Source organism: Heyndrickxia acidicola, assembly GCF_001636425.1.
Lineage (GTDB): Bacteria > Bacillota > Bacilli > Bacillales > Bacillaceae_C > Bacillus_AE > Bacillus_AE acidicola.
On record NZ_KV440953.1, the window covers coordinates 3,579,110 to 3,594,568 of the forward strand.

The following is a 15,459-nucleotide window of genomic DNA, read 5'->3' on the forward strand; positions in this document are numbered from 1 at the left end:
TTTAACATAGCCAGTTACTTAATAACTTGATTATGGAGCATCACGCTTAATTTTTGCTTAACCTTTAGGAGGACGTATTTTTTGACCTCATGAGAAGGAGAATGATAGAGTAAAGAATATTAAGTGTTGAAATTTTTTGAATTGGAGGAGGATGATGTATGGCAGAAACTCAAAAACAAATTAAATTGAAAAAACGCCCGTTAGGGACTCCTGTGATGGAAGATTTTGAGTTTACAGAGGCATCTGTACCAAGCCCTTCGGAAGGAGAAGTACTGGTTAAGACGCTATATATCAGTGTGGATCCGTATTTACGCGGACGCATGCAGAATACTAAATCCTATGTTGCACCATTTGAACTGAATGAAGTGATAACAAGCGGCGTAGTTGGCCAAATTGCAGAATCGAAGTCTGAACATTTTTCAAAAGGAGATTATGTAATTGGTATGTTGGGCTGGCAGGAGTATACTCTTGCAAAAGAAAAAGAAGTAAGAAAGATTGATCCCAATCTTGCACCAGTGACAGCGTATTTAAGTATTCTTGGGCTGACAGGCTTGACTGCCTATTTTGGGCTGCTTGATATTGGTCAGCCCAAAGAAGGAGAAACCGTAGTCGTTTCTGGTGCAGCTGGAGCAGTTGGCTCCGCGGTTGGACAAATCGCCAAAATTAAAGGTGCGCATGTCGTAGGGATAGCTGGTTCAGAAGAAAAAATCCGTTATTTGACCGATGAGCTGGGATTCGATGAAGCCATTAATTACAAAACAGAAGATGTTCCTGCTGCATTGAAGAAAGCTTGCCCTAACGGCATAGATGTCTATTTTGACAATGTTGGCGGAGAAATTTCCGATGCAGTCTTCCCGCTTTTAAACCGCCAGGCACGTATACCGGTTTGCGGAGCGATTTCTGCCTATAATAAAGTAGAGGCTGATGTAGGTCCTCGTGTTCAAACAGCCTTGATTAAAACAAGCTCATTGATGAAAGGTTTCACAGTCGGAGATTATTCCAGCCGCTTTAAAGAGGGAGCAGCCGATCTTGGACGCTGGCTGCAAGAAGGAAAACTGAAATATGAAGAAACCATTACAGAAGGCTTTGACCAAACAATTGATGCGTTCCTGGATTTATTTAAAGGCGCGAACCTTGGCAAGCAGCTTGTAAAGGTAGCCGGCGAAATCGAATAGACTTGTAAAAGCAAACTCTTAGGAAAGAAGGGTTTGCTTTTTTTAAAGGTTAAACTTTTTTACTGAACAGGCGCTTTTTTTACAGAACCAACCGAAGTATTAAGAAGTCATTTTATATGATAAGGAAAAGCCCAGGCTCTTTTCGTAATCTTAATCGCTACTTGATACACAAAGTGATGAAAAACCTCAGGTTGAATAGTAATAGCTTACAAAAAAATGCCTTAAAGGCAACATACGGAATGATCCTTTGTACGCAAAGCAACAATCTATGCGAAAACAGCCAAAGCCCAATAAATGCATTTTTCCAGCCTTTTGAAAGCCTATTAATAAAGGAATAAAAACTTCCTGTTCTAAATCTTACATAGAAAAGGCCTGCTATTGGGTATAATCTTATCGAATAAGGCAGATAAGGAACGGAAAAGCGGGGAAGTTCAGATTGTTAGTATAAAACAGCTAAAGGAGAGACAATGATGAAAAAAGTAAGAAAAGCGATAATACCGGCAGCAGGTTTGGGAACACGATTTTTGCCTGCAACCAAGGCAATGCCTAAAGAAATGCTGCCAATCGTTGATACCCCCACAATCCAGTATATAGTCGAGGAAGCGGTCCGGTCCGGCATTGAAGATATTATTATTGTAACCGGAAAAGGAAAACGAGCTATAGAGGATCATTTTGATTATGCTGTAGAGCTGGAGCAAAACCTACTTTCAAAAGATAAACTTGATGTACTGGAAAGCGTAAGGAAATCTTCTGAGATGGCAGATATTCATTATATCAGGCAAAAGGAACCGAAGGGATTGGGGCATGCGGTTTGGAGTGCAAGGAAGTTCATTGGTGACGAACCGTTTGCAGTGCTGTTAGGTGATGATATCGTCGTTTCCGATATTCCAGCAACAAAGCAGCTGATGAATGTTTATGAAGAAACAGGTTCTTCTGTTGTGGGGGTAAAAACAGTTCCCCGCGAAGAGACAAACCGTTATGGGATTGTTGACCCTGTTAGCCAGGACGGCCGATCCTATGAGGTTGGAAACTTTGTTGAAAAGCCTGCTGTTGAAGATGCGCCTTCAAATCTGGCCATTATGGGAAGATATGTCCTTACTCCCGAGATTTTCAATATATTGGAGAATCAAGAAACAGGTGCAGGAGGAGAAATTCAGCTTACGGATGCTATCCAAGAGTTAAATAAGCTTGAGAAGGTGTTTGCTTATGATTTCGAGGGTACCCGTTATGATGTAGGAGACAAGCTTGGATTTATTTTAACTACGCTTGATTTTGCCTTGAAAAACAGCGAATTGAAGCAACCTCTGCTGCAAAGAATGGGTGAAATCCTTTCAAAAGAGAATGTTTCAAATAATAGGTAAGGCCAACGTTAAGGGTTAGGAATTGACTCTAACTCATAGACAATAAAAGAACCACTAAAATAAACTGTACCTCCAAACAAATTTGGAGGGCAGTTTATTTCTGTCTTATGCAGATTGCCGGGTTTTTCATTCATAGATGAATTCCTCTCTTTATTTTTCACACTCTGTTGCTTTACATCTATCCATTCCTCTTTTAAAATATTCCTAATGTTTCTATGCTAGGACAGGAGGCAAATGTACGTGTTCGAACTAAAAAAAATATATTTATCAGAAGCGATTTTGCTTCGCCAGAAAGTTATTTTACCTAATTCAGCATTAGAAGAGTGTAAGTATGCTGGAGATGAAAGCAAGGAAACCATTCATGTGGGTGCGTATGCCAAGGGAGTGCTTGTAGGAGTGGCATCCTTTTATAAGGAGTACAACTCAAAACTGAAGGGGAAAAAGATGTACCGCTTAAAGGGTCTGGCCATAGATCCGGATCATCGCAATGAACTAAGAGGCCAAACTCTCATCCTTTTTGGGGAAAATCTGCTGGCTCAAAATGAAATGGATACTCTTTGGTGTAAGACAAGAGCTTCAAATCTGCCATATTATCAGCATTTAGGATTCCATGAAACGGGAGAAACCTTTAATCACAAAGTAAAAGGTCTTCAGGTTTTAATGGTCAAACATTTTTAGTTTTAAGAGAATCGTAAATTTGTGTATAAACATAGTAAGATTTCATACCGGAATCTTAGACTGTCGGCAGTATCTTTTTAATAAGGAATTGCCGGCTTCTTGTATAGTAAAAATTTCTGCATTTATTGAATTAACAATGCTGTTCCAGGAAGAAATCTACCTAAAAGAAATATATTTAATTATTGGAAAAAAAATATTTTTTATCTTTTTTTGTAAATTAGATAAATTGAAACGGACTTTTGTGTTAAAATAAAGGTAGTTGAAATATGTAGGGCTTAATTGACTTTTTTTAGTCACTCCCTATTGTAAGGGAGGGCAAAAATTGGATAAAATAAGTGTTTTTTTAGATGACTATCGAAGAGAACCAGAGGGATATGTGCTAGTCCAAACAATGGATGAATGTATAAAAATCCTCCAAAATTATGAGATTGAACATCTGTCCTTAGACCATGATTTATTAAGTAAAACGAGAAATGGTTATATGCTTGTACAAAAAATGGTCAAACAAAAATTATTTGCAAACCGCATAACGATTCATTCCGCTAACTTTGTAGGTGCAAAAGCCATGTATAACTATTTAAAACAGGCCCAGATGAATTTATTGATGCCTCGCTCCATAGAAGTGTCGATAAGGGCATTACCTCTTCATTACTTTCCCCCAGGATACCTGCAATTTTACAAAGAAACCATGTAAACTTCCCTGTTCAAATTACACAATTTATCTTTTTACACTTTGATGTGTGATATTAAAAATAGTCCTCAGTAACTCAGCAAACGTTCCGGCTGGTCATTGAGGACTTTATTTTCGTTTAGGAAATTAATGTGAATATTTTTCTTGTCTAGCCTCTACGTGTCCTGCCTGCGATAAGTCAACATCTAGCTTCCTTTATCTCAGTCGAAGAACTAGTTCGTACACCGATGAGCAAGGCACTTGCGCTTTGTTCCCCTTACGTTGCTTGATGGTGAAATGTAACAGGCACCCAATTTCTAACACTGTTGATTAGCCAAATTCTTGTGCAATGCTGCAATTCTTTTTTCAAAATGATTCTTTCTTGGATCTTGCCCTCAGCAAGCAGGTCCTCTCGCATGGTACCGGAAAGTAAACCGCAGGAGACAGGAGGGGTCCATAATTCTCCGTCTATTTCAAAAACCGCATTTCCAATGGTGAATTCCGTCAGCTCACCTTTTTCATTCCAAAGCAATACATCAAAGATATTGGGAGATCCTGAATGGTGGGATTCATAGCCTTTTCTTTGGGTGGTTTTATGATAGAAAAAGACATTCTCTGAAGAAATTGGCGTTTCAGCAAGTATTACCCGCGGCTCTTTCGGAAGTTGTGTCAAAGGAGACGCCATAATAGAAAGTGCACCATTTTTCTTCAACAATAAGCGAACTTTATGAATACCGGTCCTGTTTTTTTCAGCAAACTCATCCAGACTTTCAAGAAGCTCTTTTTTAGAAACCTCAAAATTAAAATATTCGGCTGATTCAAGCAGTCTATCCACATGCCTGTTCAATAAATAGTAGCTGCCGTTTTCCAAACGGAGGCTTTCAAGCAGATCAAATACAGGACGCTCAGCTGTTAGAAGGGAGGCTTTTGTTAATATTTCATTGTATTCTCCTTCAGCAGATGAATCCCATGTGACTCCGCCGCCCACGCCATACGTTGCTTTTCCTGTTTCATGGTCGACCACTACGGTTCGAATCGGCACATTGAAAACAGCTTCGTTTTTTGGAGTGATAAATCCAATGGCACCGCAATAAACTTCCCGGGGAGTATCCTCCAATTCTGAAATCGTCTTCATTGTACTGACCTTGGGTGCACCCGTAATGGAGCCGCATGGAAATAGAGCTGTGAACAAATCAAGAAGGCGAGTATGTTGAGGCGTTTTAGCCGCAACGGATGAAGTCATCTGCAAAACGGTTGGATAGCTTTCAATATCAAATAGGGAAACAGCCTTTACTGATCCAGGCACAGCAAAAGACCCCAAATCATTTCTCAGCAGATCTACAATCATCACATTTTCTGCCTGATCCTTTATTGATTCTCTTAATATTTGTTTATTCTGCCTGTCCTGTTCCGCCGTGAGTCCTCGCTTGATTGTTCCTTTCATAGGCCTTGTCACGATCTTGTCTTTGTCCCACCGAAAAAAGAGCTCAGGGGAGGCGGACAAAATATCATATCCGTCCAAGTGAAGGTAAGCGCTATAGTTGGAGTCCTGGGCATGGGACAGCTGCTGATAAAAGGAAAATGAGTCTCCAGTAAAGTCTGCCTGCAGACGCAGAGTGTAATTGACCTGATAGGTATCCCCATTTTCAATGGCAGCTTTGATTCGGTCGATTCCCTCGCTATAGGCTGCTTTCTTAGTAAGAGGCTCCCAGCTGGATACGTTAAATTGGCCGCTGTGTTCATTAATCATAGGTTTTTCAGTTGAAGATTCGGTAAAGATGCCAAACCACAGAAGAGGCATTTTGGCATTCGTATGGACTATAAAGGCAGGATCAAATGCAGGGGCTGCTTCATAGGAAAGATAGCCGGCGGCATAAAATCCCTGGTCAACCGCTTGCTGAACTTTTTCTAAACAATCGGTCACTTCATTTACTTCATAGGTGGAAATAACTTGTACAGGGTTTTTAAAATGACGAGGATGGATGTCTCCATTCGCATCTGCAAACTCAAAAAATAGAAAAGGGTCTGACTGGTCTTTGGTGTTCTTCATGTTTTCACTCCTGTCCAATAAGCTGATGATGTAGGGATGCAGACAGATGAGCCTTGAAAAAATTCTCCAAAAGCTTTAGCCCGTGTTCGGTCATTATTGCTTCGGGGTGAAATTGCAGGCCTTCTACTGGATACTCCCGGTGGCGGATGCCCATTATCTCTCCGTTCTCACTAAGCGCTGTAACCTCAAGGCAATCCGGAACTTTGCCGGAATCCACTACTAATGAGTGATACCTGGCCACACGAAAAGGCGAAGGAATTCCCTGAAAAGAGGATTTGCCATCGTGCTGAATAGTGGAGACCTTTCCATGCATAGGCTTTATGGCTTTGATGATCGATCCCCCGAACGCCTGAGCGATGGTTTGATGCCCCAAACAAATCCCGAGGATAGGCAGCTTATTATAAAAAGCATGTATGGCTTCTAATGATATGCCTGCCTCACTTGGATTGCCCGGTCCCGGAGAAATCAAAATGGCATCGGGTTTTCGTTCTACTATGTCTTGTATCGTCAGTACGTCATTTCTGGCAACCGTTACATCAATTCCAAGCTGCTTTATATACTGAACGAGATTATATGTAAATGAATCGTAGTTATCAATGACTAGAAGCATATCAAGTTCCTTTCAGCAACCGATAGTCGGGTATTTATCTTAATTATATTGTCCTTGTATGGTTTTTTACATAGAAAAAAATTAGAATTACATGCTTGAAATGCAATATAGTGGGAATAGAGGGGAAAGCATAGGCATGAAAGAGGTTTTCTTTCTAAAATTATAAGGCTTTGGAGCAGGGGGCTCTTCTTTATCCATCTGAGGGACGATTCTCTGAGTTTTTTGGTGGCAAAAGTCCTTCATCAAGCCAATGAAGGACGCTTCTTGAAATTTATCCCTGGTAAAAGTCCTTCATCAAGCCAATGAGGGACGTTACTCGAAATTTATCCCTGGCAAAAGTCCTTCATCAAGCCAATGAAGGACGTTACTCGAAATTTGTCTCTGACAAAAGTCGATCATCCTGCTTATGAAGAACAATATACTCTCATCATCTGATAAATCCAATCATCATACCAAAAACGCTTTAGTGTGCTAAAGGGGTCTGACCCCTTTTGTGCTTTAACGCAAAAAAGAGGCTGATAATTTTCTTTTCAGCCTCTTTTTTTATGGAGCATGTGTTCAGTTGTGCCGTTCATCATCTCGTCGATTCTTTGGTAAGAGAACCCGCGTTTAGGCAGCTCCGCAAGCACATCCTTCAATGCCTCAATGGTGTAGGAGGGGGCATCAAGATTGGCTCCCCACGTTTCACCGCTATCGTGCAATAAAATAACGTCTCCGTTTTTCACATGGTTCAGGATACCGTTTTTAATTTTTGCGCTTCCGCCTTTGCTCCGCCAATCTCCTGTCATCAAAGACCACAGGATAATGTTATATCGTTTTAAGAGAAAGAAATCAAAAACAGCCAAGAGGCCCCAGGGCGGGCGATAGTAAATCGGACGGCAGCCTGTTATTTTCTCTACAATATCAGCGGACCGATCTAAATCACGCTTGATTCGCCATGGTGACATGGTCCAATTTGATCTGTGGACATAATTATGAAGACCAATTAAATGTCCTTCCTGGTGCATTCTCCATATCAAATCCGGATGGTTTGCTGCCTTTTTTCCAACCACAAAAAAGGTAGCCTTGACCTGGTGCTTTTTTAAGAGATCTAATAGCTGAGGTGTATAGTGTCTATCCGGTCCGTCATCAAAGGTCAAGGCGATATAAGAGCTTTGGGATCCTTTGCGAAACACACCATACCCGAACAAGGATGTTAACAGATAGGGGAGAACGGTGTATCCAAGGATAAGAATGAGGATAAAGATAAGAATTAATAATAGCATCAGCATTCTCCTATGTTCCTTTCCCGTTTAGTTATAGCTGGCTGCGGTTATAGGATACCACTTTTTTGGGAGGGTTGTAATGCTCCCATTTGTAATCCTGCTTTAAAAGTTCGGAAATAAAAAAAGGACGGTTCACCATGCATTGGTTAATAATGGTTAAAGCTTGAAAAACGGCTGCTTTATTTCCTAAGATCCCGACTTTTTTCTTCATATCCTTTAAACAAAATGTATCAGAAACTAATCTGTGAATATGGTGTAATAATTCTTTTATGCTGGCTGCTTCTACTGCTGCTCCTTTTTCCGTAAGATAAGCAGCGTTGTCCTGTTCCTGGCCAGGAAGGGGCTTGTATAAAAGAATTGGCAGCTCCATTGCCGCTGCTTCAGCAGTTGTGACTCCTCCGGGCTTTGTGATAATTAAGTCTGAGATGGCCATTAATTCATGGACATATTCAGTAAAGCCAATTACGGTAATGGAATGTTTGGTTGAGACGACCTGATTCCTCAGCTGCTCTGCAAGACGCTTATTGCGTCCGCATACAACGATGAACTGCAGCGGTTCAGGTATCGAATCAAGGGCATGAGGTGATAACAGTCCCTCTCCAATTAATCCATCCCCTCCGCCCATAACAAGAATGGTTGGAAGGTTTTCTTTAAGTTGATACTTTGCGCGCAATTCCTTTTGCCGAAAGGACTTTTGGAATTTAGGATGAACCGGTATGCCGGTTACCCTTATTTTCGATGCCTCCACACCTGACTGGACAATCTGGTTTTTGACCCATTGGGATCCTACAAGGTAGCAATCTGTATAGGGATAGATCCAGAAGCTGTGGTCAGTGTGATCCGTTATAACGGTTATGCTGGGTATATCGGTTAAATGATCCTCTTTTAACTTTGCAATCATCGCTGCAGCAAATGGAAAGGTGCTTACGACGATAGAAGGCTGAAGCTCTTTCAAAAGCTCAAATAACTTTCTGGCTCCAGAAGTGAGGACATGATTCATTTTCATCGAAAAAGAATTATGATAGCGCGTTTTTTGATACAAGTATCCATAAAGCTTAGGGAATGTTTGAATGCTTTTCATATAGGCATAACGGCTTAATGTATTCAAGTATGGATGAAGCCACTCAAAAACGTCCACAACGATTGGCTCTGCATCAGGGATACACAAAGGAGAGGCATCACTAATTGCTTTTGCTACCTGCTGATGGCCATTTCCGAAAGTGCCTGACAGAATAAGCATTTTCTTTTTCCTGCTTTGTTTCATAATGGTTACTCCTCTATAAATGGGTTTAATTCATTTATTATAGTCTCCAGTTGTGCATCTTTTTAAAGGACAGATCTATAAAATAAAAAGTTCAATTACTTCCAAGCATATTTGCTTTATCTATTATACTAAAAAATAAAAGCTTATAAGCAAGAGCCTATAAGCTTTTTTAAGTTTTCTTAAGAATTCATAAGCTGTTTTCATCAAGAACAAGAATCGAAACGGCGGGCTATTCTGCCTTTTTTCGATTGAAAAAGCGGTTATATACCCATGTGATACTGAATCCAAGGGAGAACCATAAGACAATTAAAAAGATGACCCAACCGATTAAAGGAAAGTTAAAAGCCGACACAATCAGGGCAGAGCCTGTTAATTCCACAAGCCAATTGGATTTTCCATCCACCCAGCTGATCCGTTTCCCCATTTCTGCACTTAGGAGAACCATTCCGGCAATAAAGGCTGCCATGACACCCAGCAGCATTAAAATGACCACGGGTATACCAATTACGACAATGGTTAGAAAAAAGCTTAAAGCTCCTATTGCCAAACTTGCCATTAAACCAGTAACAATCACTCTGCCCGGGTTTATAAACAGGTTTCGTTTTTCTTCAGCTGCCCGAAGCCGTTTTCTGGCTAACAAACCGGCTAATACAGTGATGGCGACTATGACGATGCTTCCGGCAAGTTTTAAAATCCAATATCCTAAGAATAGCATACCGCCCAAAATAAAACTATCCTGCGTTTGATGGTTCATATTTACAGAGATGATTTGTTCACTGACATGAGCGCCTTTTTCCTGCTCGACATTGCCTCCAATGACGAGGACAGGCCCCGTAATATCTGCTGTTTTATTAATTTTTAAGTTTCCGTTTATAACAACAACTGAGACTCTTACACGTCCATTGATCGTAGCGTTATCTCCAAGCACAACAAGGTTTTCTACATTCTGATCCTCCGGGACAATGGTCTCTTTTTGATTAAAAATATTCCTCGCATCTGCCCAAGCCGGCTTAACTAAAATAAATGAAGCAGTGAGCAAGAACGCAAGACTGAGTAGAACAAGCTTTATTCCTCTCATAGCCTAACTAATCCCCTTACCCTATTGTTTTTGTTTTCAACAGGTACCGTACCGAAAAAAAGGAAATACCTAAAATGATTATGGTTGTGAATAAGAAAGCCTCAAGCAGAAATGGAATGGCTGAAACCAATCCAGCAAGGGCATGAAGGAGGCTCATACTCACTTTGAAGATGGCTGTAGCAAATTTGACTACAAGGTATATAACGGGTCCCAATATGGCGGAAAGGGAGAGAAAGAAAATTCCGCCAAGCAAAATGAAAAGCCAATTGATTCTGTGTGCAGCAAACCCCATGCCAGCATTGCCATTAATTTTGCTTAAAACGGACTGCTCAAATTCCAATCCTGGAATATTAACATTTTCATATGCCTGAAAAAAAAGTGTTTTTAATTGTGTTAGCTCTCGAAGCTCCTGTGCACATTCTGCACACCCCTCCATATGACTTTCAACGAGCTGGCGAGTCTCTTCCTGCAACTCGCCGTCTACATATTCAGAAAGATAATCTTTGACATGCTTACCCATTTTCATCACCTCTTGAAAGCTCCTTTTTTAAAGCGGCCCTTGCCGAATTAATCCGTGATTTAACGGTTCCTAAAGGAATGTTTACAATATCTGCAATTTCTTCGTAGGAATAGCCCTGGATATCCCTCAGGACAAGGACGGTCCGATGCTCAGCAGATAAAGTCTGCATGGCTTCTCTTATAATCAAGCGTAAATCAGCTGGATCTCGAGTAGATCGGTTATTTAACAGATGCTCTTGTTTTTCTTCATCCGAATCAATCATCTTAATATTTTTGGCTTTTTTCAGCTTATCGTAACAGAGATTCGATACAATTCGGGTCAGCCAGGAAACAAAAGCGAATTCATTATCCAGCTTCTTTAAGGATAAAAATGCTTTTACGAATGCCTCCTGAGCAACGTCCTCAGCATCCTGATGGTTGTTGAGCACGGCATAGGCATGGCGAAAAACATGTCCTTTATATTTTGTTACCAGCGTTGAAAAAGCTTCTTGATTGCCATTTTTCGCTTCTTTTATAAGCCGGTTTAATTCCAAATCCACATTTTCAACTCCCTATGGCAACCACCCATGACCAACTATTCTCTTCTTAGTTTGGAAAGGACCAGCGGCCAATATTCATGTGGTTCGGGAAAGAGACAATATGAATATGAATGCTGGATTCCTTTAATAAAAGGACAGAGCGGAAAGTCTTTTTGTTCAGGAAAGCAAAAAAAATACATGTAAAAGTAACCGCCAGTCTGTTTTTAAAAGCTTATTTCGTAAGCTATTATGTTATTTGATATATTGAAGAATTAAAATACCTTAATTTAGGATAAAACCTGTGAATAGCTTACAGAAAAAGTAATGACGAAAAAACACGGATTTATTCTTTGTATGTAAAAATAACAATCAATGCGAAAACAACCTTTTTAAAATAAGTTTCCGTCAGTACGTATATTGTTATTTTTTCCTGTAAGAATATATTTAATATAGCTTTTTTTGGGTAAATTATTTTAATGGTATACTATTCCTAAAAGAAAATGCGGAATTTTAATAATTCCTTCATAAAGACAGTTTATTATAAGTGGTATGGGCATATCAATGATGCCCGCTTATGGTTATGGAAAACAAGAACGATGAATGAACCTGTAAACAAGTCGACGAGTCATTTACATACAAGAAAAAGTTTTTTGGCTTATTGCAGGTATTAAGCTATCTATTCTGACAAAATTAATTTATTTCAGGTTTAGGAGGAGTAATATGAATCAGCCATTACTCACAATTGCCGTTCCATGCTATAACGAAGAAGAGGTGCTTCACGAAACAGCCAAACAGTTAACCGCTGTGATGAATTCATTAATAGAAGAAAACCTAGCATCTGAAGAAAGCAAATTGTTATTCATAGATGACGGCAGCAGGGACCAGACATGGGCAATTATTGAAGAATTGAGCCAAAAAAATGGATTTGTTACGGGCATAAAGCTTGCACGCAATGCTGGACATCAAAAAGCGCTTTTAGCGGGACTTGAAACAGCTATGGGATTTTCAGATTGTGTCATTTCGATTGATGCAGATCTTCAGGATGATATATCTGTCATTCGAGAATTTATGATTAAGTTTCACGAGGGATATGACATAGTATATGGTGTCCGGGATAACAGGGAATCGGACACATTCTTTAAAAGGGTGACCGCACAGGGCTATTACCGCTTTATGAAGAAAATGGGCGTAAACCTTGTATACAACCACGCAGATTATCGTTTGATGAGCAAACGGGCGCTTGAGGAATTAAGTCGTTATAGTGAACAGAACCTTTTCTTGCGCGGTGTTGTTACACTTATCGGCCTGAAAACAACAGAAGTATATTATGCCAGAAAAGAACGATTTGCGGGAATATCAAAATATCCGCTCAAAAAAATGCTTGCCTTTGCCTTTGAAGGAATAACTTCTTTTAGTATTGCCCCTATTCGCTGGATTACACTTATCGGATTCCTTTCCTTCATCAGCAGTAGTATTGCAGGGATATATGCCATCCTTGTGAAGGTTATGGGGCACGCAGCTATTGGATGGGCTTCTCTCATTATCTCTGTATGGTTCCTTGGAGGGTTAATGCTAATGAGTATTGGATTAATAGGAGAATACATTGGAAAGATCTATCAAGAAACAAAGCAAAGGCCGCGGTATGGAATTGAGACTGACACTTTTTCAAATGCTTTTATCCAGAGAAAGGCCGTTTCTAAAGCGGATACTGTCACAAGAGTAAAATGATTCGTCATTCTTTTGTGCGTTTTATTATTGTCGGTCTGTTAAATACCGCTGTCGGACTCTCTGCCATGTATCTCTTTCTTCATTTATTCGGTTTGACTTACTGGGTGGCAACTTTTACTGGAAATGCGATTGGCGCCTGCGTCAGCTACGCATTAAACCGTGCCTTTACCTTTAAAAGCAGCGCTCCAGTCGGAAAAAGCATGATCCGCTTCTTAACGGTTATATTAATTTGTTACTTCCTATCCTATTACTTAGGAAGACAGCTATCCTTATGGGTATTCTCTTTAATTCCCGGTTTCCCGTCAGGCTTGGCAACTGATGCGGCCATTTTATTTGGTACCGGCATCTATACCATTGCCAATTACATTGGGCAGAAGGCCTTTGTATTTAAGGAACCAGTAGGAGAAAGTGTGTAGCAAGAAAAGTAAAAAAGACAATCCATTCGTTGGATTGTCTTTTTTATTAGCTTTGTTAAAGAACTCTATTGTTTTTTAACAGAGCCCATTTTTATGAAGTAAAGTAATCAATTAACCAATGTAGTCACTGTCTGGATCCAGCGCCTATCGTCTAGCGGATTTTTTCGTCTCCTCCCTACGATAAGTCAACATCCTCTCGTTCCTCGCTGTGTATCCTTTATCTCAGTCGGAGCCTGCAAAATCCGTACGCCGATGAGCAAGGCGCTTACGCTTTTCTATCTTTCAATAAACTCACATTGTTCAAGAGGAATTACTTTGGTTTTTTTAGTAAATTTATAGCCAAGCCATACGATAATGAACAATGGCAGACCGATATAGGATACGAAGACCCCGTTCCAGTCAACCTTACCGCCTATAAAAGCAGGATAATCCTGGCCAATAATGACAACTGCACAAAGGATAAAGGCAAAGATAGGGCCAAATGGGAACCACTTTGCTCTGTAGGGAAGATCATTAAGGTCCCGCCCCTGTGCAACATAGGCCTTGCGGAAGCGGTAATGACTGATAGCAATTCCCAGCCAAGCAATAAATCCGGACATTCCTGAAGCATTTAGGAGCCAATTATAAACAACGCCATCTCCGAATAAGGAAGCCAAAAAGGCAAGGGTTCCGACAAGTGCTGTTATAATTAATGCATTTACAGGGACACCTTTTTTATTTAATTTGCCGAGAAACTTAGGAGCATGTCCTGCCTGGGCAAGATCCCAGAGCATTCTTGTTGAAGCATACATCCCTGAGTTGCCGGCTGATAATACGGACGTCAGGATTATCGCATTCATAACAGAAGCAGCAAAAGCTATACCTGCTTTATTGAAAACCAAGGTAAATGGACTCATTGTAACTGCTCCATTGGAAAGGCTTTGGTTTGTATAAGGAATTAACAAGCCAATTACTAAAATAGCTAAGACATAGAATAAGAGAATTCGCCAAAATACCTGTTTAACAGCACGTGGAATATTTTTTTCAGGATTATCACTTTCTCCTGCGGCTACACCCAGAAGTTCAGTCCCTTGGAAAGAGAAACCGGCTGCCATGAATATACCAAGGAGCGCCATAAAACCTCCGTGGAATGGAGCATCCCCAATCGTCAGGTTTTTCAATCCAACTGGTTTTCCGCCCATAATTCCAAAAATCATGAGGAAACCAGTAATAACAAAGATGATGACGGTCACAACCTTTATAAGAGAAAACCAGAATTCAGCTTCTCCAAAGCCTTTAACGGATAAATAGTTGATAAGAAACATGATGATAAGGCAAATTGCACTCCAGATATAGGACGGAGTATCAGGAAACCAGAATTTCATAATCAGTGTAACGGCACTTAATTCTGCTGCTATGGTAATAGCCCAGTTATACCAATAGTTCCAGCCCAATGCAAAGCCCAATGAAGGGTCGACAAACTTGGCTGCATACGTACTAAAAGAACCTGATACCGGCATATAGGCCGCCATTTCTGCGAGGCTCGTCATAAGAAAATAAACCATAATTCCAATTAGTATATAGGCGACAAGGGCACCGCCGGGGCCAGCTGTATGAATGGCTCCGCCACTGGCAAGGAAAAGGCCCGTCCCGATGGTTCCTCCTAGAGAAATCATGGTTAAATGGCGCGATTTCAAGCTTCGCCTTAATTTCTGAGAAGATGGTGTAGTATTTATATCTTCCGCTTTGGGTTGTTCTTGTTGTAATGACTGCACTGTATACACTCCTTTTGGTAGTTTGGAAGGAGTGGGGAATAAAAAATGCCGTCGATGAACGTCGACGGCAGCTCTATTACACCCGCATCATACCTTCCGAAAGATAGCTCAACACGTTTGTTCGGTTAAAACAAACGTGACAGTTCTGTTCCTATTAGGAGACAGCCCCAGCCTATGTGCCAAGAGATGGCAAATAGACTTCGGCAGCCTTTCCTTTCAAGCGGAGTCATAGATCATCTCTTCATCTCGTCCGTCCTACTCATAAAAGCTGCGACCTCTACCTCACCGGTTTGATGAGGATTTTTCTATTAAATTAGTCATGTGTCATTATAAAGGAAATTTTGTTGAATTCCAACTGTTTTTTATTGGTTAT

At 40.5% G+C, this 15,459-nt stretch carries 14 protein-coding genes and 1 riboswitch; of the genes, 6 read left to right on the plus strand and 8 right to left on the minus strand.

What is annotated here, in order from left to right; translation table 11 throughout:
• Positions 1-158 precede the first annotated feature (158 nt).
• From A5N88_RS16790 to A5N88_RS16810, 4 genes are all read left to right on the plus strand, one after another.
• Positions 159-1,175, plus strand: coding sequence for an NADP-dependent oxidoreductase (locus A5N88_RS16790; protein ID WP_066268074.1), 1,017 nt, complete (start codon positions 159-161; stop codon positions 1,173-1,175).
• A gap of 470 nt (positions 1,176-1,645) precedes the next feature.
• On the plus strand, positions 1,646-2,536 hold the full coding sequence (gene galU / locus A5N88_RS16795; RefSeq protein WP_066268079.1) for a UTP--glucose-1-phosphate uridylyltransferase GalU: 891 nt from the start codon (positions 1,646-1,648) through the stop codon (positions 2,534-2,536).
• Positions 2,537-2,776: 240 nt separating this feature from the next.
• Positions 2,777-3,214: a GNAT family N-acetyltransferase gene (locus tag A5N88_RS16800; RefSeq protein WP_198160309.1), complete on the plus strand. Its 438-nt coding sequence runs from the start codon at positions 2,777-2,779 to the stop codon at positions 3,212-3,214.
• Positions 3,215-3,536: 322 nt separating this feature from the next.
• Complete coding sequence (locus A5N88_RS16810) at positions 3,537-3,908, plus strand: cyclic-phosphate processing receiver domain-containing protein (protein ID WP_066268088.1); 372 nt, start codon at positions 3,537-3,539, stop codon at positions 3,906-3,908.
• Between the two features lie 253 nt (positions 3,909-4,161).
• On the opposite strand, the gene pabB is transcribed toward A5N88_RS16810, so the two are convergent.
• The 7 genes from pabB to A5N88_RS16845 all read right to left on the minus strand — a co-directional run bounded on the left by pabB (position 4,162) and on the right by A5N88_RS16845 (position 11,209).
• On the minus strand, positions 4,162-5,934 hold the full coding sequence (gene pabB / locus A5N88_RS16815) for an aminodeoxychorismate synthase component I (RefSeq protein WP_066268089.1): 1,773 nt from the start codon (positions 5,932-5,934) through the stop codon (positions 4,162-4,164).
• 4 nt (positions 5,935-5,938) lie between these two features.
• Positions 5,939-6,544, minus strand: coding sequence for an anthranilate synthase component II (locus A5N88_RS16820; RefSeq protein WP_066268091.1), 606 nt, complete (start codon positions 6,542-6,544; stop codon positions 5,939-5,941).
• Positions 6,545-7,074: 530 nt separating this feature from the next.
• Positions 7,075-7,809: a polysaccharide deacetylase family protein gene (locus A5N88_RS16825; protein ID WP_328006923.1), complete on the minus strand. Its 735-nt coding sequence runs from the start codon at positions 7,807-7,809 to the stop codon at positions 7,075-7,077.
• Positions 7,810-7,840: 31 nt separating this feature from the next.
• On the minus strand, positions 7,841-9,073 hold the full coding sequence (locus A5N88_RS16830) for an MGDG synthase family glycosyltransferase (protein ID WP_066268093.1): 1,233 nt from the start codon (positions 9,071-9,073) through the stop codon (positions 7,841-7,843).
• Positions 9,074-9,302: 229 nt separating this feature from the next.
• Positions 9,303-10,151, minus strand: a complete 849-nt coding sequence (locus A5N88_RS16835; protein ID WP_066268094.1) for a bactofilin family protein — start codon at positions 10,149-10,151, stop codon at positions 9,303-9,305.
• Positions 10,152-10,167: 16 nt separating this feature from the next.
• Positions 10,168-10,671, minus strand: coding sequence for an anti-sigma factor family protein (locus A5N88_RS16840; protein ID WP_066268095.1), 504 nt, complete (start codon positions 10,669-10,671; stop codon positions 10,168-10,170).
• Complete coding sequence (locus A5N88_RS16845; RefSeq protein ID WP_066268096.1) at positions 10,664-11,209, minus strand: RNA polymerase sigma factor; 546 nt, start codon at positions 11,207-11,209, stop codon at positions 10,664-10,666. Before A5N88_RS16845 ends, A5N88_RS16840 begins: the two co-directional genes overlap by 8 nt.
• A gap of 699 nt (positions 11,210-11,908) precedes the next feature.
• Here A5N88_RS16845 and A5N88_RS16850 point away from each other — a divergent pair.
• Complete coding sequence (locus tag A5N88_RS16850) at positions 11,909-12,916, plus strand: glycosyltransferase family 2 protein (RefSeq protein WP_066268098.1); 1,008 nt, start codon at positions 11,909-11,911, stop codon at positions 12,914-12,916.
• Positions 12,913-13,332 (plus strand): GtrA family protein, encoded by a 420-nt coding sequence (locus A5N88_RS16855; RefSeq protein ID WP_328006922.1) that lies wholly within the window; start codon positions 12,913-12,915, stop codon positions 13,330-13,332. Before A5N88_RS16850 ends, A5N88_RS16855 begins: the two co-directional genes overlap by 4 nt.
• A 275-nt stretch (positions 13,333-13,607) precedes the next feature.
• Here A5N88_RS16855 and A5N88_RS16860 read toward each other — a convergent pair whose 3' ends face one another.
• Positions 13,608-15,047: an amino acid permease gene (locus A5N88_RS16860; protein WP_066270620.1), complete on the minus strand. Its 1,440-nt coding sequence runs from the start codon at positions 15,045-15,047 to the stop codon at positions 13,608-13,610.
• Between the two features lie 135 nt (positions 15,048-15,182).
• Positions 15,183-15,374: riboswitch (Lysine riboswitch) on the minus strand.
• Positions 15,375-15,459 lie beyond the last annotated feature (85 nt).

What these genes read in the sequence shown, in the direction of transcription:
- pabB (WP_066268089.1), bottom strand. Translation starts at nt 5,934, where the DNA reads ATGAAGAACACCAAAGACCAGTCAGACCCTTTTCTATTTTTTGAGTTT.
- A5N88_RS16855 (WP_328006922.1), top strand. Translation starts at nt 12,913, where the DNA reads ATGATTCGTCATTCTTTTGTGCGTTTTATTATTGTCGGTCTGTTAAAT.
- A5N88_RS16835 (WP_066268094.1), bottom strand. Translation starts at nt 10,151, where the DNA reads ATGAGAGGAATAAAGCTTGTTCTACTCAGTCTTGCGTTCTTGCTCACT.
- A5N88_RS16830 (WP_066268093.1), bottom strand. Translation starts at nt 9,073, where the DNA reads ATGAAACAAAGCAGGAAAAAGAAAATGCTTATTCTGTCAGGCACTTTC.
- A5N88_RS16850 (WP_066268098.1), top strand. Translation starts at nt 11,909, where the DNA reads ATGAATCAGCCATTACTCACAATTGCCGTTCCATGCTATAACGAAGAA.
- A5N88_RS16790 (WP_066268074.1), top strand. Translation starts at nt 159, where the DNA reads ATGGCAGAAACTCAAAAACAAATTAAATTGAAAAAACGCCCGTTAGGG.
- A5N88_RS16840 (WP_066268095.1), bottom strand. Translation starts at nt 10,671, where the DNA reads ATGGGTAAGCATGTCAAAGATTATCTTTCTGAATATGTAGACGGCGAG.
- galU (WP_066268079.1), top strand. Translation starts at nt 1,646, where the DNA reads ATGAAAAAAGTAAGAAAAGCGATAATACCGGCAGCAGGTTTGGGAACA.
- A5N88_RS16825 (WP_328006923.1), bottom strand. Translation starts at nt 7,809, where the DNA reads ATGCTATTATTAATTCTTATCTTTATCCTCATTCTTATCCTTGGATAC.
- A5N88_RS16820 (WP_066268091.1), bottom strand. Translation starts at nt 6,544, where the DNA reads ATGCTTCTAGTCATTGATAACTACGATTCATTTACATATAATCTCGTT.